Source organism: Novosphingobium sp. BL-S-33, from assembly GCF_056857025.1.
Genome location: NZ_CM166474.1, coordinates 609,460 through 627,982, shown reverse-complemented (window position 1 = coordinate 627,982; position 18,523 = coordinate 609,460). Strand labels below are relative to the sequence as shown.

The window sequence follows — 18,523 nt, the reverse complement described above, 5'->3', positions numbered from 1 at the left end:
AATGGATCCTGAAACAAGTTCAGGATGACGGTTTGCGAGGCGGAGGTCTTCTTCCCGTTTTCGCTGCCCTTCGATCCGGCTCAGGCTGATCAATCCCGCTCAGGCTGAGCTTGTCGAAGCCCCCTGGGGCGTGGCGTGCGGCTCACATCCTTCGACAAGCTCAGGATGAGCGGAGTGCGGGAGACGAGGGAAGGGGAGTTGGGAGCGCAGAGAGAGGGAGCAGCCATTACGCGCACCCCGCGCCGAGCGCTCAATGCTGGCGAATGACGCTCAGGAATTCCTCGCCATAGGCTTCGAGCTTGCGCGCGCCCACGCCGCCGATCGCGCCGAGTTCGGAAAGCGTGGTGGGATGAACGGTGGCCATCTCACGCAAGGTGGCATCGTGGAAGATGACATAAGGCGGCACGCCGGCCTGCTGGGCAAGGTCGCGGCGGAGCGCGCGCAGAGCCTCGAACAGCGGGTTGCCGACCGGGTTGGCGCCGGTATCGCCGCCACCCCGCCGCTTGCGCTCGCGCTTGGGTGGCACGACGATGGCCACGGGCACTTCGCCCTTGAGGATCGCGCGTGCGTCGCCGCCAAGGGCAAGGCCGCCATGCTCGGTCGGCAGCAGGCTGCCGCGGGCCTGAAGCGCGCGGGCGAGCGGTTTCAGCAGCGGTTTCTCATCCTCGGTCAGGATGCCGAACACCGAAAGCTGGTCATGCGCGCGCTGGAGCACGCGGTCGTCGCTGATACCGCAGAGCACCTTTTCCAGATGGCCAAGGCCGTAGCTCTGCCCGGTGCGATAGACCGTCGAGAGCAGCTTGCGCGCCAGTTCGGTCACGTCGATCACGCCCGCCGGTTCAAGGCAGTTGTCGCAATTGCCGCAAGTCTGCGCGGGCGTCTCGCCAAAATGGCGCAGCAGCACGGCGCGGCGGCATTCGGCGGTCTCGACAAGACCCGCCAGTGCGTCCAGCCGCTGGCGCTCGCTTTGCAGGCGGTGCGGCTCGATTTCGGACAGGCGCTGACGGGCGCGTGCGAAGTCGTCCGCGCCCCAGAACATCACGGCGACAGAAGGGTCACCGTCACGCCCGGCGCGGCCGGTTTCCTGATAATAGGCCTCGATCGACTTGGGGATCCCGGCATGGGCGACGAAGCGCACGTCGGGCTTGTCGATGCCCATGCCGAAGGCGACGGTGGCCACCATCACCATGTCTTCGGAAGCGACGAAGGCCGCCTGATTGCGCGCGCGCACCTCGGGATCGAGCCCGGCGTGATAGGGCAGCACGCGCCGTCCGGTAGCGGCGGCGAGCGTTTCGGCCAGCTGCTCCACGCGGGCGCGGGTCGGGGCATAGACTATGCCGGGGCCCGGATTCTCGTCGATCACCGCCTTGATCTGTCGCATCGCATTCTCGCGCGGGCGGATGGCGTAGCGGATGTTCGGGCGGTCGAACCCGGCGACGATCAGCCCGTCTGCCGGGATGCCGAGCTGGGCCAGGATGTCGGAGCGGGTGTGATGGTCCGCCGTGGCCGTCAGCGCGAGGCGCGGGACGGTGGGGAAGGCATCCAGCAGCGGCTTCAGCAGCCGGTAGTCGGGCCGGAAATCATGCCCCCATTCGGAAACGCAATGCGCTTCGTCGATGGCGAACAGCGAGACGCGCGCCTGCTCCAACAGGTCGCGGAAATAGGACTGGCTGGCGCGTTCCGGGGCGACGTAGAGCAAGTCCAGCTCGCCCGCGCGGAAGCGGTCCATGGTGAGGCCGCGATCGGCGTCGGCGCTGGTCAGCGTGGCGGCGCGGATGCCGTTGGCGGTGGCCGAGCGCAGCTGGTCGTGCATCAGCGCGATCAGCGGGGAGACGACCACGCAGGTCCCTTCCTGCATCACGGCGGGCAATTGATAGGTCAGCGACTTGCCCGCGCCGGTGGGCATCACCGCGAGGGTGGATCGGCCTTCGAGCACACGGGCGACGACATCTTCCTGCACACCGCGAAAGGCGGAAAAGCCGAAAGTCGCGTGAAGGGCGTCACGGGCATCGGGCAGAAGATCGGCGTCAGGCACGGCCGGGCTTATGGCAGAGGCAGGGGGCTGCTGAAACCGCTTGGCCGATGATTTCCTCCGATTCCGCCTCAATCCCTTGCGATTTTGCCGTGGGGGTAGTCGAGTTCGAGTTACAAAACGGCAAGTTTCAAGATTGTAGGAGAGGCAAACATGGCGCAGCGAGTGGCAGTGGTGACCGGGGCAAGTTCCGGCATTGGGCTGGAAACGGCGCGGGCGCTGGCCGCACAGGGTTTCCGCGTGCTCGGCGTGGGGCGCGATGCCGGGCGCTGCGCGGCGGCGCAGGCGGAACTGGGCTCGGGCGTGGAGATGCTGCGCGGCGATCTGTCGCTGCTGGCGGAAGCGGACCGGCTGGCGGACGAGATCGGCGCCAAGGTCGACCGCATTGACGTGCTGGTGAACAATGCCGGCGGCATGGCGCGCGAGCCGATCACGACATCTGAGGGTTTCGAGGCCAATTATGCCAGCAATTTCCTGGGCCCCTATGCGTTGACGGCAAGGCTGTTGCCGCTGCTGCGCAAGGCGGCGACGGATGCGCCGGCGGGCAGCGTGCGGATCGTCAACACGGCGTCCGACGGCAGCGAGATGATCCCCGCCATCAACCTTGGCGATCTCCAGAACCTTGGCAACTGGAGCCCCGGTGCGGCCTATTGCAGCGGCAAGCTGGCCAATGTGCTCCACGCCCGCGCGCTGGCACCGCGCCTGGCGGATGACGGCATCGTCGCCCATTCGGTCCATCCGGGCACGGTGGGGAGCAATTTCTTCTCGCACACGCCGGACAGCGTGCAGGCCGCTTACGGCGATGCGCCGAAGCTTTCGTCGCAGCAGGGCGCGGATACAGTGATCTGGCTGGCTTCGGCCGAGGAGCCGGGCCGTTCCAGCGGCGGCTATTGGTACGAGCGGGCTCCCCGCAAACCTAACCCGCTGGTGGAAGACCCGGCCTTTGTCGAGGCATTCTGGCAGGCGGCAGAGGCGCTGGCGGGAAGGCCCGGAATCTAAAACAAAAAGGTGTCTGAAAATTGAAAAGGCCGGGCTCGATGTCCCGGCCTTTCTCTATCAGCCCTTTATCAAGCCGAGCCGCACCAGGCGCGGCTTGACGATCGGCACGGTCAGCATCGTGCTCATCACTGCCATCAGCAGCAGCGCGGTGAAGGTCTCCGCGGTGATGATCTTCTTGTCGAGCAGCACGTTGACGAAGATGATCATGATTAGCGCCTTGGTCTGGAGCATCCAGCCGATGATCGAGGCTTCACCCTTCTTCCAGCCGAGCAGCTTTCCGGCAAGGTGAACGCCCGCCAGCTTGCCCGCGACCGAGGCGATCAGGAACAGCAGTGCGGCGCCGATGACCAGGGTGCCGCCCATGCCCCAGTTCGTGCGCAAGCCGGTGCTGAGGAAGAACACGGGCATGACGGTGAGCAGCAGGAACTCGCGGAAACCATCGAGCTTCTCGCGCGTGAACCAGTGGGCATCGAGCACCACGCCCGCCAGGAACGCGCCGACCATGAAGTGCAGGCCGGACCAGTCTGCCGCGAAGCCCACCAGGGCCAGCCAGATCAGCGAGACATACCAGCGGTCTTCCTCGCGGATGCGCTTGAACAGGGCGCGGACGATGAGGGAGGCGACGGCGAAGGCGACGAGGAACAGGCCCTGACGGCCAACGCGCTCCCAGTCGACGAGGATGAGGGCCAGCACGCCCCAGATCGCAATATCGTCGAGGCTGGCATAGCGCAGCAGGCGCTGGCCGAGTGGCTCCCGGAAGATGCCCAGCTTTTCCATCAGCAGCACCAGGATCGGCAGCGCGGTAACCGCGCAGGCCATGCCGATGCCCAGCACCGCCTGCGGATAGCTGCCCTCGGGCCCGATCCAGCCGGGGGTCTTGAGCAGCAGGGCGGCGGCGACCGAGCCGAGCAGCAGCGGCGTGAGTAGGGCGCAAGCGGCGGTCAGCGTCGTCTCGCTGCGATGCTTCCACGCGTCCGACAGGTCCAGTTCCACGCCCGCCACGAAGACGAACATCATCACCGCCCACCATGCCACGCCATTGAGCGCGGTCATCACTTGCGGGTTGAAGACGAATGTGTGGAAGTCCGGCGCGATGCGGCCCAGCACGCCCGGCCCGAGCAGGATACCGCCAATGATCTGGACGACCACCAGCGGTGCCCAATGGTCGGTACGGAAGAGCCGCCAGATCAGGTACGGCGCGCCCAGTATTACCGTCAGTGCAATCAGATAGATTTCAGTCAGGCCCATTGTGCCCATCGTCCCCCTAGTCCTTTGGGCCAATCCATGGCGTGCGGGCGATAGTCGCGCAATGGGCCGCAGAAGCGTCCGGAGCGGGACTTGTGGAAGGCTTTCAATGCACTGTGCCGCGGTGGTGGCAATTCGTGTCCCGCAAGTGACTGCGAACCGCGGATTTCTACGCAGAATGGGCTTAGCGCCCGGGCGGGGCGGCGGCTGGTAACCGGAGGCAGCTAGCGGACACAAACGATTTCACGTCCGCACTGCCTAAGGAAGAACAGCCATGGGACGTTACCTGCACGATGCGCCGGCAAGCCTCGAGGCCGTGCTGGGCGCCAGCCCGAACGAATGCCGCGCGGCGATGTTGAGCGAACTGGAATTTATCGAAACCGCGCGCATGCTCAAGATGCTGGCGCGCGAGATGGGGCAGGACGAGGGCGCGGTGGTCGAGCGGCTGGCCCGGCATGGGCTGGAAGCCGCGCTCGACGTGCTGGCGGGCGCGCAGGATATCGGTGCCAATGAGGCTCGTCTGCGCCATTATGCCCGCTGGCGCGACGGCCGGTCAGCACGCCGCAAGGCGCACTGACCGGAGCTTGGATTCAGTCGAGATTCGGGCGCAGCCAGCGCTCGGCGATCGGCAGGTCGATCCCGCGCCGCTCGGCATAGTCTTCCAGCTGGTCGCGGCCGATGCGGGCGACGCCGAAGTACTGGCTGTCCGGGTGGGCGAAGTAGAAGCCCGAGACGGCGGCCGTGGGCAGCATGGCCTGGCTCTCAGTCAGCACGATCCCGGCATTGTCCTGCGCCTTCAGCAGGTCGAACAGGATCGGCTTGAGCGAGTGGTCCGGGCAGGCCGGATAGCCGGGCGCGGGGCGGATGCCGCGATATTCCTCGCGGATCAGCGCTTCGTTGGTGAACTGCTCCTCCGGCGCATAGCCCCAGAGTTTGGTGCGGACGTGCTGGTGCAGGCGCTCGGCAAAGGCTTCGGCGAAGCGGTCGGCAAGGGCCTTCAGCAGGATGTCCGAATAGTCGTCATGCGCGGCCTGGAAGCGGGCGAGATGCGGCTCGATGCCGTGGATGCCCACGGCGAAACCGCCCAGCCAGTCGTCCTGCGTGTCGATGAAGTCGGCAAGGCAGAAGTTGGCGCGATCGCGCGACTTCTTCACTTGCTGGCGCAGCATCGGCAGGCGGGTGCCGTCTTCCAGAAGAACGTCGTCACCGTCGCGGTGGGCGGGCCAGAAGGCGCAGACGCCCTTGGCGGTCAGCCACTTCTCGTCGATGATCTTCGCGAGCATCGCCTGCGCATCGGCGAAGAGGTTGCGGGCGCTTTCGCCCACCACTTCGTCGTTCAGGATCGCCGGATAGTTGCCCGCCAGTTCCCAGGCGCGGAAGAACGGCGTCCAGTCGAACGTCGCAGCAAGGTCGGCAAGGTCCCATTCCTCGAACGTGTGGAGACCCGGCTGCACCGGCGCACCGGGCTTGAGCGCGAAATCCGGCCTGAAGCCATTGGCGCGGGCATCGGCGATGGGGAGCAGTTCGCTCTGCCCCTTGCCGGCGCGGGCGACGCGGACTTTCTCGTATTCGTCGGCGACAGTGGTGACGAAGCCCTCGGCCTGCGTATCGGACAATAGCTGCGAGGCGACGCCGACCGCGCGGCTGGCGTCGAGCACGTGGATCACCGGGCCCTTGTAGGCCGGATCGATGCGCAGCGCGGTATGGACCTTGGAGGTCGTGGCGCCGCCGATCAGCAGCGGGATGGTCATCTCCGCGCGCTGCATTTCCTCGGCCACGGTCACCATCTCGTCCAGCGAGGGGGTGATGAGGCCGGAGAGGCCGATGATGTCGGCATCGTTCTCGTTGGCAGATTCGAGGATCTTCGACCACGGCACCATGACGCCAAGGTCGATCACCTCGTAGCCATTGCACTGAAGCACGACGCCGACGATGTTCTTGCCGATGTCATGGACGTCGCCCTTGACGGTGGCCATGATGATGCGGCCCTTGGCCTTGGCGCCGGCTTCCTTTTCCGCCTCGATGAAGGGGATCAGGTGGGCCACGGCCTTCTTCATCACGCGCGCGGACTTCACGACTTGCGGCAGGAACATCTTGCCGCTGCCGAACAGGTCACCCACCACGTTCATGCCGCCCATCAGCGGCCCTTCGATCACTTCGATGGGGCGTCCGCCGCGCGCGAAGATCGCGGCGCGGGCTTCCTCGGTATCCTCGACGACATAGGCGTCGATGCCTTTGACCAGCGCGTGTTCCAGCCGCTTGACCACGTCCCAGCCGCGCCATTCCTCGGCCGCCTTCTCGGCAACCGCGTCCTTGCCCTTGAAGCTTTCGGCAAGGTCGATCAGGCGTTCGGTGGAAGTCTTGCCATCCTCGCCCACGCCCGGGCGGCGCATCATGATGACGTCTTCGCAAGCCTCGCGCAGGGCGGGGTCGATCTGGTCGTAGACGTCGAGCTGGCCGGCGTTGACGATCGCCATGTCGAGCCCGGCGGGGATCGCGTGATAGAGGAAGATCGAGTGCATCGCGCGGCGCACCGTCTCGTTGCCGCGGAACGAGAACGAGAGGTTTGACAGGCCGCCGGAGAAGTGGACATGCGGGCAGCGCTGGCGGATTTCCGCCACCGCCTCGATGAAGTCCAGCCCGTAGCGGTCATGCTCCTCGATGCCGGTGGCAACCGCGAAGACGTTGGGGTCGAAGATGATGTCCTCGGGCGGGAAGCCGATGCCGGTCAGCAGGTCGTAGGCGCGCGCGCAGATCTCGATCTTGCGCTCCTTGGTGTCTGCCTGCCCGGTCTCGTCGAAGGCCATGACGACCACGGCGGCACCATAGTCCATGCACTTCTTCGCCTGCGCGAGGAACGGCTCGACGCCTTCCTTCATCGAGATCGAATTGACGATGGGCTTGCCCGACACGCACTTGAGGCCCGCCTCGATCACGTCCCACTTCGAGGAATCGACCATGACCGGCACGCGCGCGATATCGGGCTCGGCGGCGATCAGCTTGAGGAAGGTGGTCATGGCCTCGACCGCGTCGAGCAGGCCTTCGTCCATGTTGACGTCGATCACTTGCGCGCCGTTTTCCACCTGCTGGCGGGCGACTTCGACGGCGGCGGGATAGTCGCCGGCCATGATCAGCTTCTTGAACTTGGCCGAGCCGGTGACATTGGTGCGCTCGCCGATATTGACGAAACGGGCGCCGGAAGGTGTGGAGGTCATGGAGGTTCCCGTTGGATCAGTGGGCCTGCACGGACACGAGCGGGCGTGCCAGTACAAGGTCGTCATAAGTCTTGCCGCCGACATCGAAGCGGCGGGTGCCGATCTGTTCGAAGCCGTGCTTGGCGTAGAAGGCGAGGGCGCGCAGATTGTCGTCCTTGACGCCGAGCAGCAGGCGCTTGTGCCCCTCCGCCGCCTCGACCACGGTGCGCATCAGGGTGCCGCTCATCAGCGAGCCCTGAAAGCGCGAGAGCAGGTAGATGCGCTTCAGCTCGATATCGCCTTCCTCGGCCTGTTCAAGTTCGGGCGCGCAGATCATTGCATATCCCACCGGCGCATCGCCTGGCTTCACCTCGGCCAGCCAGGCCTTGGCGCCCTTGGCGAAGTAGGCGCGGTAAGTCTCGGCCGAGTGGGCGACGCGGCAATGCTCGATGATGCCGGCGCCGTCGACGGCACCGGCAAAGGCTTCGAGAAATGTCGCCGCGCCGACCAGCGCGAGCGCATCGGCATCGTCGGGACCGGCCTGACGGATGCGCCAGAGGGGGATATCGTTCATGACCTGCCGTCTCGCCTCACTCAGCCGCGATCGCGAAAGGTTCGAGACCGGCCAGCCGCGTTTCCGGCTTCAGCGCCGGGATCGCGCGCGGGGTCATACCGGTAATCTTCCGCGCGATGGCAGCGATATGCGCGGGCGTCGAACCGCAGCAGCCGCCCAGCGCGTTGACCTGTCCCGCCACGGCCCATTCGCCGACGAAGCCCGCGGTGGTGTCGGGCATCTCGTCATATTCGCCGAGTTCGTTGGGGAGCCCGGCGTTGGGATAGATCATGATCAGCGTGTCGGCGATTTCCGACAGCGACTTCACATGAGGACGCAGCTGGGTCGCGCCGAACGAGCAGTTGAGGCCGATGGTCAGCGGCCGCGCGTGGCGCACGGCATACCAGAACGCCTCGACCGTGTGGCCCGAGAGGTTGCGGCCGGAAAGGTCGGTCAGCGTCATCGACAGCATGATCGGCACTTCGCGGCCCAGCTCGTCTTCAAGCTTGCGCACGGCCATGATCCCGGCCTTGGCGTTGAGCGTGTCGAACACCGTCTCGATCAGGATGAAGTCGGCGCCGCCTTCGACGAGGGCAGCGGCCTGCTCCTTGTAGACGTCGACCAGCGTGTCCCAGTCGATCTCGCGGTAGCCGGGATCGTTGACGTCGGGGCTGAGCGAGAGCGTCTTGTTGGTCGGCCCGATGGCGCCGGCGACGAAGCGGGGGCGCCCATCCTTCGCTTCGAACTCATCCGCCAGACGGCGGGCAAGCTTGGCCGATTCGACATTGATCTCGCGCACGAGGTGCTCGGCGCCATAGTCGGCCTGGCTGATGCGGTTGGCCGAGAACGTGTTGGTCTCGGCAATGTCCGCACCGGCCTCGAAATAGGCGCGGTGGATCGCTTCCGGCACCTTGGGCTTGGTCAGCGCGAGAATGTCGTTGTTGCCCTTCTGCTCATGGCTGAGGCCAAGGTTGCCGGCATAGTCGGCTTCCGCGAGCTTCCAGTTCTGGATCTCGGTGCCGAAAGCACCATCGGTGACGAGGATGCGCTTGGCAGCTTCGGCGAGAAATTTGTCACGGGCGCTCATCATGCGCACTCCCTAACTCTTAGGACTGGGGCCTCAGGCCGAGCAACTGGCAGATGGCGTAAGTCTGCTCGGCGCGGTTGAGGGTGTAGAAATGGAAATCGCGGACGCCGCCTTCGTAAAGGCCGCGGCACAAGTCTGCGGCGGCGACGGCGGCGACCAGTGCGCGCGGACCGGGGCGCTCGTCAAGGCCTTCGAACATCGCTTCCAGCCAGACCGGAATCTCGGTGTTGCCGGACATGCGGCGGATCGCGGCGAAGCTGGTCACCGGCATGATGCCGGGCAGGATCGGCGCATCGATTCCGGCAGCCTGCGTCTTGTCCAGGAAGCGGAAATAGGCATCGGCCGAGAAGAAGAACTGCGTGATCGCGCGGTTCGCACCGGCATCGATCTTGCGCTTCAGGTTGTCGAGATCGCTTTGGGCGCTTGTCGCCTCGGGATGGACTTCGGGATAGGCGGCCACCGAGATGTCGAAATCGTGGCGCGCCTTGAGGCCGGCCACCAGGTCGGCGGCGCTGGCATAGCCTTCGGGGTGCGGGGTGAACACGCCGCCTTGGCTCGGCGGCGGATCGCCGCGCAGGGCGACGATGTGGCGCACGCCGGCTTCCCAGTACTGATCGGCGATCTCGTCGATCTCGCCCTTGCTGGCGCCTACGCAGGTCAGGTGCGCGGCGGGCACGAGGCTGGTTTCGCGCACGAGACGGGCGACAGTGGCATGGGTGCGCTCACGCGTGGAGCCGCCGGCGCCGTACGTCACCGAGACGAAGCTGGGCGTCAGCGGGGCAAGCTGGGTGATCGAATCCCACAGCTGTTCGTCCATCTTCTCGGTCTTGGGCGGGAAGAATTCGAACGAGACGGAAATGTCGCCCGGCAGGCACCCGAAGGCGGGGGCGAGGTTGGGCCGTTGGCCTGCCGGTCGTTGAACGGACGTCATGAGGTCGCGGTCTTTCTGTCGTTGGATTCGGTGTCTTGGGCGAGGGACGCGGCGGGCGGCGACTGGTCGAGCCGCCGCGCGGTCCAGATCTTCACGGTGAGCGGATCGCCGGGCAGCGTGACCGGAGCATCGGGTGCGAAGCCCGCGTCCTTCAGCAGGCTCGCCATCTGCTCGTCTGCGAAGCCGAGGCGCGCGTGAGCATGGCGTTCACGCAAGTCTTCCCGCTCGTGCGCGGCAAGATCGACCACGGCGATTCGCCCGTCCTTGCGGGTGACGCGCGCGGCTTCGGCCAGCACCGCGCCAGGTTCCTGTGCATAATGAAGCACCTGGTGGAACAGTACGGTGTCGAAATCGCCCTCGGCAAAAGGCAGGCCGAGGAAGTCGCCTTGCACCAGCGAAAGCCGCTCAGGTGGCAAAGATTGCAAGCGTGCCCGCGCAATACGCAACATGTCCGGACTCTTGTCGAGCGCGGTGACGTGACTCGACTTGCCTGCCAGCAGCTCGGCCATGCGGCCGGTGCCGGTGCCGACATCGAGCAGCGCACCCAGCTTGCCGCGTCCCAGTGCGGTGAGCAGGGCCGTCTCGACCGGACCATCGGCACCATGGAGCTGGCGCAGCGTGTCCCACTCTTCCGCGTGGCGCGCGAAGTAGGCCTGCGCGCTTGCCTCGCGCGCGTCGCGAATGGCCGCAAGCTGGCGGCGATCCTCGGCGCAGCGCGCGGAAAACGTGGGATCGTCACGCTCGGCAATGGCCAGAAGGCGGGCGGCAGCAGCCCCCATCGGCGGCTCGCCGTTTTCCTTTACAGCGCTCCCCAGGAACACCCAGCTGCCTTCCTTGCGGCGCGTTGCCAGACCCGCTTCGCACAGGATTCGGATGTGGCGGGAGACGCGCGGCTGGCTCTGCCCGAGTACCTGGGCGAGCTCTCCGACCGCCAGTTCCATGTGCGCCAGCAGACGCATGATGCGCAGCCGCGTCGGCTCGGAAAGAGCCCTCAGGAGGGGGTCGATTTTCATGAGACCGCATATAAAGATATCTTTATATGTGTGCAAGCCCGAGGGATTCCGCCAGTTTTGGCCCCCTTACTTCCCATTTGCGTTGCACAAACGTCTCGTCTAAAGAATGGCACCGCAGGCTTGCCTGCAAGCGTTGGCCTGTGCGCCAAACAATGCAAGGGGATTCGCATGAAGAAGATTGCTTTTGCCGCGTTCGCGTCGGCTGCCGCTCTGTCGCTCGCTGCTTGCGGTGGCACCAAGCCCGCCGCTGACGCCACTTCGGAATCGGTTGAGACCGTTCCCGAAGAGACCATGGCCGCTACCACCGACGGTGCGACCGACGCTGCTACCGCGGCTGCCGAGTAATTCGGCCGGGGGCACGACAATCGCCCGACGTTCAATCGTCAGGTGAAGTGCCGGCCCCCAGTACTTTCCCACCCCAGACCCGAATCAGTCGCAAGACTGCCAAGTGTCGAAGGAATCAGTGGAAAGTCCGTCTACAGACGGGAAAAGCCCTCCTTACCGGGAGGGTTTTTTATTGCCTGCGCTACAGGCATCTCCTGTTGCAGCAGGCCCGGTGCCGGGGCATCAAGCCCTTGATGCCGGATACGCTCAAGATCACGCTGGCGCAGCTCAACCAATCCGTTGGCGATCTCGACGGCAATGCCGAAAGCGTGCTGGCCGCCCGCGCAAAGGCGAAAGACGCGGATCTCGTCGTCTTTCCCGAGCTGCATCTGGTCGGCTACCCACCCGAAGACCTGATTCTCAAACCCGCACTAATCGAGCGCGCCGCCGCGCGGTTGCAGACGCTGGCCGAGGCGAGCGCGTCGAACGGTCCGGCCATGCTGGTGGGCTCCGCCTTCGTGCTCGATGGTGCGCTGCACAACGGAGTGGCCCTGCTCGACCAGGGCAAAGTCATGGCGGTGCGGCTCAAGCATGAGCTGCCGAACTATGGCACGTTCGACGAAATGCGCCTGTTTCAGCCCGGTCCTTTGCCCGAACCGGTGATTCTGCGCGGCACCTTGATCGGCGTGCCCATCTGCGAGGATATCTGGCGTCCCGAAGTCTGCCGCCACCTTGCCGATTTCGGCGCCGAAATCCTGATCTGCGTCAACGGCAGTCCCTACGAGATCAACAAGGACGCGCTGCGTATCGAAGGCGTGGCCAAGCGCCGCGCGGTCGATACCGGGCTTCCGCTGGTCTATCTCAACCGCGTCGGCGGGCAGGACGAACTGGTGTTCGACGGCGCCAGCTTCGTGGTCAACGGCGATGGCGGGCTCGCCGTCCAGCTTGCGGATTGGCGGGAACAGGTCGTCGAGACGCGCTGGACCAAGACCGCGCAAGGCTGGCGCTGCGATCGCGGCAAGCTCGAATCGCTGGCGACGCACCCCGAAGATATCTACTGCGCGATGGTTCTGGCGCTGCGCGACTATGTGAATCGCAACGGTTTTCCCGGAGTCGTGCTCGGATTGTCGGGCGGGATCGATTCGGCAACCTGCGCAGCCCTTGCCGTGGACGCACTAGGGCCAGAGCGGGTCTGGGGGGTGATGATGCCCTCGCGCTTCACCAGCCGGCAGAGTCTCGATGATGCCGCCGCCTGTGCCGAGGCGTTGGGGATTCGCTATTCGGTCATGCCGATCGGCGCCGCGGTGGACGGGCTCGATTCGATGCTGGGCGAGAGTTTCGAGGGCACCAACCGCGATATTGCCGAGGAAAACCTGCAATCGCGGATTCGCGGCACCGCGCTGATGGCGCTGTCCAACAAGTTCGGGCCGATGCTGATGACCACCGGCAACAAGAGCGAGATGAGCGTCGGCTACGCGACGATCTATGGCGACATGGCGGGCGGCTACAATCCGCTGAAGGACGCCTACAAGTCGACCGTTTTCGCCATTGCCAGCTGGCGCAACCGCCATGTCCCGCGAATCGGGCTCGGCCCTTCCGGCTTGGTGATTCCCGAATCGACCCTGCTGCGCGATCCCAGCGCCGAACTGCGGGACGACCAGCGCGATTCGGATACGCTGCCGCCTTACGATGTGCTCGATCCGATCCTCCTCGGCCTTGTCGAGAACGACAAGAGCGTCGAGCAGCTGGTCAACGAGGGGTTCGAGCGTGCGACCGTCCAGCACGTGGAGCGATTGCTGCATCTGGCCGAATACAAGCGCCGGCAAGCCTCGCCCGGCGTGAAGCTGACGGCGCGCAATTTCGGGCGCGACCGTCGCTATCCGATCACCCACGCGTTCCGCAGCGGATGAGGAAAAGGGCGGCGCAATCGCACCGCCCCCACACTTGGCCCGGTTATTTTCAGTGCGCGCCCTCGGCATAGAAGCGCTGCATGTCGAGGCGCATCTGGTGAAGCGCTTCGGGGTTCAGGTAGACCATGTGGCCCGCCGGATAGTAGTGGAACTGCAGGTTCTGCTGGAGCGGGGCGGGCAGCATCATGTGCTTGAGGTCCCGCTCGGTCGAGAAGAACGGCGTCGCCATGTCGAAATAGCCGTTGAGCGAGAGTACGCGCAGATGCGGGTTGGTGCGCATCGCGCTCGACAGGTCCACGGTCACGTCGGCGACGTTCTGGTGGCGGCCATAACCGTTGCCCGGCGCATCGTGCGACCAGTCCCACTTGAACGGGCCGCCCTCGCTGGCGCTGAGGCGGTAGTCGAGGTCGGTCTTATAACCCAGCTTGTTGCCCAGAACGTCGAGAAAGCTGGCGATGTAGAGGCCGCTGATCGCCGTGTCCGAAGCGTCGTACTCGGGCCCTTCGCCCGCGGAATCGGCATCGACGCCAAGGTAGCGCCCGTCGAAGCGGCCGATCGTCTCCCGCTCGCCGCGCAGCAGTTCCTTGCGAAAGCGGTTGAGGTCGATCCGCAAGTTGGCCTGCTTGATGTAGTCCACAGAAATGCCGGTGAAGCGGCTGATCTGCTGGGCCACTGCATCGGCTTCGGCCGGAGCGATGTCCTGCCCCTTGGCCAGCGCGCTGGCATAGGGACCATTGGCGAACTGGCGCGCCTGCTCGACGAATTCGGCAACCGTGGCCGGGCGGTCGGCCACGCGGTTGTGGTACCAGGCGACGGCGGCATAGGTCGGCAGGTAGCCGACATAGACCTGATCGTAGCCCGACTGGCGCACGCCGTAGTTCATGATCGAGGACAGCAGGACCACGCCGTTGAGCGCCATGCCGCGCTCTTCCAGCTGATAGGCCAGCGCGCCCGAGCGGGTGGTGCCGTAGCTTTCGCCGAAGATGTACTTGGGATCGCCCCAGCGACCGTTCTTCGAAACGTAGCGGAAGATCGCCTTGGCAAAGGCGTCCACGTCCTGGTCGACGCCGTAAAAATCGGCGGGCTTGGCATCGCCCAGCGGGCGCGAGTAACCGGCGCCGACCGCATCGATGAAGACCATGTCGGTGCTGCCGATCAGGCTGTCCGGATTGGGGCCCACATCGAAGGGCGCGGGGGCGACGGCGGTGGGATCGGTGGTGCGCACGCGCTCGGGGCCGAAGCTGCCCATGCGCAGCCACAGGCTCGCGGAGCCGGGGCCGCCATTGTAGAAGAACGTCAGCGGGCGATGCTTACCCGGCGCGGTATAGGCGGTGTAGAACACGCTCGCGGTCGGCTTGCCCTGCGCGTCGCGAATCGTCAGCGTGCCGGCCGTGGCGGTATAGGAAGTCGATTTGCCGTCGACCGTGACCGAACCGTTCGAAGTCTTGACCGCTTCATCGACAGGTGCGCTGGCCCAACCGGCGGCAACGGCTTCGGCGGTCTTGGCGGCGTGCTGCTTTTCCGCATCGGGCGCGTCGGCCTTCTGGGCGAAAACGGGCTGGGCGAAAGCGAGGGAGAGAAGCGAGGCGAAGGCCAGCTTTGCGGGAAGCCGCATTGGGTAATCCTTTGATTTTGGCGGGTGCGAACCGGCATGCATTGGTAATGCATCAGTCCTGTCGGGCAAGAGGATATGTTATACAACTGTGACATCCAGCCCCGCTGCCTGTCGCCGGGAAATTGACCTCTTGCCGCGCGCACCGTAATCGCGCGGGCATGACCGTCACGCGTTTCGCTCCGTCGCCCACCGGGCACCTCCACGTCGGCAATATCCGCACGGCGCTGCACAACTGGCTGCTTGCGAAACAGGCAGGCGGACGCTTCCTGCTGCGCATCGACGATACCGACGCGGCGCGCTCGCAAGAGGAATATGTCGACGGCATCCGCGCTGACCTTTCGTGGCTCGGCATCGAATGGGCGGGCGAGGAACGCCAGTCGGCCCGCTTCGCCCTCTATGAGCGCGAATTCGAGCGGCTGAAGGCCGCCGGGCGCGTCTATCCCTGCTGGGAGACGCCGCAGGAACTGGACCTCAAGCGCAAGGTGCTGCTCGGGCGCGGGCTGCCGCCGATCTACGATCGCGGCGCGCTCAACCTGACCGAGGATGAGAAGGCCGCGAAGATCGCCGCCGGAGAACTGCCGCACTGGCGCTTCCTGCTCGACCATGACGAGCCGATCACTTGGGAAGACGGCATTCGCGGGCCCCAGAAGTTCGATCCCGCGCAGATCAGCGATCCGGTGATCCGCCGCGCCGATGGCTCGTGGCTCTACATGCTGCCTTCGGCCATCGACGATGTGGACATGGGCGTGACGCAGATCCTGCGCGGTGAGGACCATGTGTCCAACACCGCCGCGCAAGTGCAGATGTTCACCGCGCTCGGCGCGCCGGTCCCGGCATTCGCGCATGAAGCGCTGCTGGTGGGGACCGAGGGCAAGCTGTCCAAGCGACTGGGCTCGCTGGGCGTTGCGCATTTCCGCGAGATCGGCATCGAACCGCAGGCAGTCGTGGCGCTGCTGGGACGGCTGGGGACGAGCGATCCGGTCGATCCCTCGCTCGATGCCGAGGCGCTGGCGGCGGCGTTCGATCTCTCCCACTTCGGCCGCGCGCCGGCCCGTTTCGACGAGGCGGAACTGGAGCGCGTCAATGCGGCCGTTGTTCACGCGCTGCCGTTCGAGTTGGTTGCCGCGCGCCTGCCAGAGGGCATGGATGCGGCGGGCTGGGACGCGGTGCGCCCGAATCTTACGCATGTTCACGAGGCGGCGGACTGGTGGAGCGTCGTCACCGGGCCGGTCGCGGTGCCGGAACTGGGCGACGAGGACCGCGCTTATCTTGCGCAGGCCGCCGATGTGCTGGCCGGGCTCGAATGGGATCAGGCTGTGTGGAAGGCGCTGACCGGCGCGCTGAAGGATGCCACCGGGCGCAAGGGCAAGGCGCTGTTCCTGCCGCTGCGTCTGGCGCTGACGGCGATGGAGCATGGGCCGGATATGGGCGCGCTGCTGCCGTTGATCGGCAAGGATGCGGCGCTGGAGCGGTTGCGCGCGGCAGCCTGACCAAATCCAATCCAGCCTGACCTAACCTAGCCAAAACAAACTCCGTCATCCCCGCGAAGGCGGGGATCCCGCTTCTTTGCCAGCCTCGCAGAAGAAAAGCGGGGCCCCCGCCTGCGCGGGGGCGACGGAACAGTTTGGGTTTCGAAAAGCCGACGGCTGGAGCGTTACTCCATGAACCAGCCGTGGCTCGCCACCAGCGACTGCCCGGTCAGCGCATTGGTCTGGAAGCCCGCGAAGAACAGCGCGACTTCGGCGATATCTTCCACGGTGGTAAATTCGCCGTCCACGGTCTGGCCCAGCATGACCTTGCTCACCACGTCCGCTTCGGAAATGCCCAGTTCCTTGGCCTGTTCGGGGATCTGCTTGTCCACCAGCGGGGTGCGGACGAAGCCGGGGCAGATCACGTTCGAGCGCACGCCCTTCTTGCCGCCCTCCTTGGCGATCACGCGGGCAAGGCCGAGAAGGCCGTGCTTGGCAGTGACATAGGCGCTCTTGAGCGGACTCGCCTCCTTCGAATGGACCGAGCCCATGAAGATGATCGAGCCCGAATTCTGCGCATACATGTGCGGCAGCACCGCCTTGGAGGTGAGGAAGGCGCCGTCGAGGTGGATCGCCAGCATCTTCTTCCAGTCGGAAAAGGCGAACTGGTCGACCGGGTTGACGATCTGGATACCCGCATTGGAAACCAGTACGTCGACCGTGCCCCAGGCCTCGACCACCTTGGCGACGCCGGCATTGACCTGATCCTCGCTGGTCACGTCCATGGCGACGGCCAGGGCGTCGGTGCCGTACTTGGCCTTGATCTCGTCAGCGGCTTTCTGCGATGCCTCGAGGTTGAGATCGGCAATCGCGACCTTGCCCCCTTCCGAGGCATATTTGTGGGCGATGGCATTGCCGATGCCGCTGGCGGCGCCGGTGACGATGCAGGACTTGTCCTTCAGCTTCATGGAACGTCTCTCCTGGGAATGGGCTATTAGTGTCCGTTAAGGGGACGGTCGGCCGCGAGGTCGAACGTCATGATCTCATCGGGCTTCAGGTTGCGCCCGGTCCAGTCTGCCTTTTCCAGCGACCAGAGTGCGTCGGCCTTGCCGGCCTCCCAGTGCTCGGTCACCGTCATGCGTGAAAATTCGTAGTCCTTGGACATCGTCTCATAGCCGCGCGGGCGGTTGATGAGGTGCATGATGGCCACCGCTCCCGCCGGGCGGCAGCCGAGCAGGTGGTGCAGGTCCGGATCGTCGCGCAGTTCCTCGGGCAGCTTGTGGGCAAGGCGCTGCGCGGCGGCGCGCATCTTCTGGAGCTGCTTGGACAAGTCCGTGTTCATGCGCGTGCGGCTGGAGTAGCGGATGTCCTTCTCGCGCTGGGCGATGTCGGCCATGGTCTTGGGCACGACCCCGCGCGAGGGGAAAAGGTCCACCTGAAACACCGTCATTTCGCAGGGCGACCGGTTGTCGAGCACGTATTGCAGCGGGGTGTTGGAGACGAGGCCGCCGTCCCAGTACCACTCGCCATCGATCTCCACCGGCGGGAAACCGGGGGGCAGGGCGCCGCTGGCCATCACGTGTTCGGGGCCGATCGTGCGGTCGCTGGCATTGTCGAAATAAGCGAAATTGCCCGTCAGCACATTGACTGCGCCTACCGCGAAGCGCGTTTCGCCGTGGTTGATGCGCTCGAAATCGACCAGATCGAGCAGCGTCTGTCGCAAGGGCGTGGTGTCATAGTAGCTGAGCCGCCCGATATCGCTGGGCCACTCGGGCAGGGGCGTGGGCAGGCGCGGGGCGAAGAAACCGGGGATGCCGAAGGCGGCGGCCCAGCCTGCGGACGTCTCGTTGAAAGCGCGCCGCGCGAAGCCGTTGCCGACATCGAGCTTGTAGAGAAGCTCGTGGCTTACGCCGTTCCAGAAGGCGCGGAGCTGCCGGATCCGGGCTTCGGGCGGGTTGCCCGCGATGATCGCGGCATTGATCGCACCGATCGAGATCCCGGCGATCCAGTCGGGCGCGTGGCCCGCATCCGCCAGCGCCTCGTAAACCCCGGCCTGATAGGCGCCCAGCGCCCCTCCGCCCTGTAGCACGAGCACCGACTGATGGCGGCCGAGATCGTCAGAAGAACTTGCAGCTTTGCGGGCGTTCATGG

Annotated in this window: 15 protein-coding genes; 5 read left to right on the top strand and 10 right to left on the bottom strand. The window is 65.5% G+C overall.

The window, feature by feature from the left end; genetic code table 11:
* Window positions 1-250: 250 nt before the first annotated feature.
* Window positions 251-2,035 (bottom strand): DNA helicase RecQ, encoded by a 1,785-nt coding sequence (recQ, locus tag AC1VVM_RS02800; RefSeq protein ID WP_482955809.1) that lies wholly within the window; start codon window positions 2,033-2,035, stop codon window positions 251-253.
* 150 nt (window positions 2,036-2,185) lie between these two features.
* Between recQ and AC1VVM_RS02795 the strand changes: the two genes are divergently transcribed.
* Window positions 2,186-3,031 (top strand): SDR family NAD(P)-dependent oxidoreductase, encoded by an 846-nt coding sequence (locus tag AC1VVM_RS02795; RefSeq protein WP_482955808.1) that lies wholly within the window; start codon window positions 2,186-2,188, stop codon window positions 3,029-3,031.
* A gap of 57 nt (window positions 3,032-3,088) precedes the next feature.
* Here the strand turns inward: AC1VVM_RS02795 and AC1VVM_RS02790 are convergent, their stop codons facing one another.
* Window positions 3,089-4,279 carry a cation:proton antiporter gene (locus tag AC1VVM_RS02790; RefSeq protein ID WP_482955807.1) on the bottom strand — a complete coding sequence of 397 codons (1,191 nt, stop codon included), beginning with the start codon at window positions 4,277-4,279 and terminating at the stop codon, window positions 3,089-3,091.
* A 271-nt stretch (window positions 4,280-4,550) separates the two neighbouring features.
* Here AC1VVM_RS02790 and AC1VVM_RS02785 point away from each other — a divergent pair, with 271 nt between their 5' ends.
* The gene (locus AC1VVM_RS02785; protein ID WP_482902693.1) at window positions 4,551-4,853 is read left to right on the top strand and encodes a hypothetical protein; all 303 of its coding nucleotides are present in this window, start codon (window positions 4,551-4,553) and stop codon (window positions 4,851-4,853) included.
* Window positions 4,854-4,866: 13 nt separating this feature from the next.
* Here the strand turns inward: AC1VVM_RS02785 and metH are convergent, their stop codons facing one another.
* The 5 genes from metH to AC1VVM_RS02760 are packed head-to-tail and all read right to left on the bottom strand — an operon-like array spanning window position 4,867 to window position 11,054.
* The gene (metH, locus tag AC1VVM_RS02780; RefSeq protein WP_482902692.1) at window positions 4,867-7,491 is read right to left on the bottom strand and encodes a methionine synthase; all 2,625 of its coding nucleotides are present in this window, start codon (window positions 7,489-7,491) and stop codon (window positions 4,867-4,869) included.
* Window positions 7,492-7,507: 16 nt separating this feature from the next.
* Complete coding sequence (locus tag AC1VVM_RS02775) at window positions 7,508-8,044, bottom strand: GNAT family N-acetyltransferase (RefSeq protein ID WP_132389902.1); 537 nt, start codon at window positions 8,042-8,044, stop codon at window positions 7,508-7,510.
* Between the two features lie 16 nt (window positions 8,045-8,060).
* Window positions 8,061-9,110 (bottom strand): homocysteine S-methyltransferase family protein, encoded by a 1,050-nt coding sequence (locus tag AC1VVM_RS02770; protein WP_482955806.1) that lies wholly within the window; start codon window positions 9,108-9,110, stop codon window positions 8,061-8,063.
* 19 nt (window positions 9,111-9,129) lie between these two features.
* Entirely contained in the window at window positions 9,130-10,041 is a 912-nt protein-coding gene (gene metF / locus AC1VVM_RS02765; RefSeq protein ID WP_482902691.1) for a methylenetetrahydrofolate reductase [NAD(P)H], read from the bottom strand.
* A complete protein-coding gene (locus tag AC1VVM_RS02760) occupies window positions 10,038-11,054 on the bottom strand; it encodes an ArsR/SmtB family transcription factor (RefSeq protein ID WP_132389908.1) in 1,017 nt (338 codons plus the stop codon). The genes metF and AC1VVM_RS02760 overlap by 4 nt, the downstream gene beginning before the upstream one ends.
* A 168-nt stretch (window positions 11,055-11,222) precedes the next feature.
* Here AC1VVM_RS02760 and AC1VVM_RS02755 point away from each other — a divergent pair, with 168 nt between their 5' ends.
* Both AC1VVM_RS02755 and AC1VVM_RS02750 read left to right on the top strand, forming a co-directional pair.
* On the top strand, window positions 11,223-11,399 hold the full coding sequence (locus AC1VVM_RS02755) for a hypothetical protein (protein WP_165912237.1): 177 nt from the start codon (window positions 11,223-11,225) through the stop codon (window positions 11,397-11,399).
* Window positions 11,400-11,632: 233 nt separating this feature from the next.
* Window positions 11,633-13,288, top strand: a complete 1,656-nt coding sequence (locus AC1VVM_RS02750; protein WP_482902690.1) for an NAD+ synthase — start codon at window positions 11,633-11,635, stop codon at window positions 13,286-13,288.
* 49 nt (window positions 13,289-13,337) lie between these two features.
* On the opposite strand, the gene AC1VVM_RS02745 is transcribed toward AC1VVM_RS02750, so the two are convergent.
* On the bottom strand, window positions 13,338-14,903 hold the full coding sequence (locus tag AC1VVM_RS02745; RefSeq protein ID WP_482902689.1) for a S10 family peptidase: 1,566 nt from the start codon (window positions 14,901-14,903) through the stop codon (window positions 13,338-13,340).
* A gap of 158 nt (window positions 14,904-15,061) precedes the next feature.
* Here AC1VVM_RS02745 and gltX point away from each other — a divergent pair, with 158 nt between their 5' ends.
* Complete coding sequence (gltX, locus tag AC1VVM_RS02740; RefSeq protein WP_482955805.1) at window positions 15,062-16,393, top strand: glutamate--tRNA ligase; 1,332 nt, start codon at window positions 15,062-15,064, stop codon at window positions 16,391-16,393.
* Between the two features lie 164 nt (window positions 16,394-16,557).
* Here the strand turns inward: gltX and AC1VVM_RS02735 are convergent, their stop codons facing one another.
* Window positions 16,558-17,340 carry a 3-hydroxybutyrate dehydrogenase gene (locus AC1VVM_RS02735; RefSeq protein WP_132389914.1) on the bottom strand — a complete coding sequence of 261 codons (783 nt, stop codon included), beginning with the start codon at window positions 17,338-17,340 and terminating at the stop codon, window positions 16,558-16,560.
* Between the two features lie 26 nt (window positions 17,341-17,366).
* A complete protein-coding gene (locus AC1VVM_RS02730; protein ID WP_482902687.1) occupies window positions 17,367-18,521 on the bottom strand; it encodes a patatin-like phospholipase family protein in 1,155 nt (384 codons plus the stop codon).
* Window positions 18,522-18,523: the final 2 nt, after the last annotated feature.

Bases quoted from the DNA above. Each gene is read 5' to 3' on its own strand.
- AC1VVM_RS02735 (WP_132389914.1), bottom strand. From the start codon at position 17,340: ATGAAGCTGAAGGACAAGTCCTGCATCGTCACCGGCGCCGCCAGCGGC.
- metH (WP_482902692.1), bottom strand. From the start codon at position 7,491: ATGACCTCCACACCTTCCGGCGCCCGTTTCGTCAATATCGGCGAGCGC.
- AC1VVM_RS02760 (WP_132389908.1), bottom strand. From the start codon at position 11,054: ATGAAAATCGACCCCCTCCTGAGGGCTCTTTCCGAGCCGACGCGGCTG.
- gltX (WP_482955805.1), top strand. From the start codon at position 15,062: ATGACCGTCACGCGTTTCGCTCCGTCGCCCACCGGGCACCTCCACGTC.
- AC1VVM_RS02750 (WP_482902690.1), top strand. From the start codon at position 11,633: ATGCCGGATACGCTCAAGATCACGCTGGCGCAGCTCAACCAATCCGTT.
- AC1VVM_RS02745 (WP_482902689.1), bottom strand. From the start codon at position 14,903: ATGCGGCTTCCCGCAAAGCTGGCCTTCGCCTCGCTTCTCTCCCTCGCT.
- AC1VVM_RS02795 (WP_482955808.1), top strand. From the start codon at position 2,186: ATGGCGCAGCGAGTGGCAGTGGTGACCGGGGCAAGTTCCGGCATTGGG.
- AC1VVM_RS02790 (WP_482955807.1), bottom strand. From the start codon at position 4,279: ATGGGCCTGACTGAAATCTATCTGATTGCACTGACGGTAATACTGGGC.
- AC1VVM_RS02755 (WP_165912237.1), top strand. From the start codon at position 11,223: ATGAAGAAGATTGCTTTTGCCGCGTTCGCGTCGGCTGCCGCTCTGTCG.
- AC1VVM_RS02775 (WP_132389902.1), bottom strand. From the start codon at position 8,044: ATGAACGATATCCCCCTCTGGCGCATCCGTCAGGCCGGTCCCGACGAT.
- AC1VVM_RS02770 (WP_482955806.1), bottom strand. From the start codon at position 9,110: ATGAGCGCCCGTGACAAATTTCTCGCCGAAGCTGCCAAGCGCATCCTC.
- AC1VVM_RS02730 (WP_482902687.1), bottom strand. From the start codon at position 18,521: ATGAACGCCCGCAAAGCTGCAAGTTCTTCTGACGATCTCGGCCGCCAT.
- AC1VVM_RS02785 (WP_482902693.1), top strand. From the start codon at position 4,551: ATGGGACGTTACCTGCACGATGCGCCGGCAAGCCTCGAGGCCGTGCTG.
- metF (WP_482902691.1), bottom strand. From the start codon at position 10,041: ATGACGTCCGTTCAACGACCGGCAGGCCAACGGCCCAACCTCGCCCCC.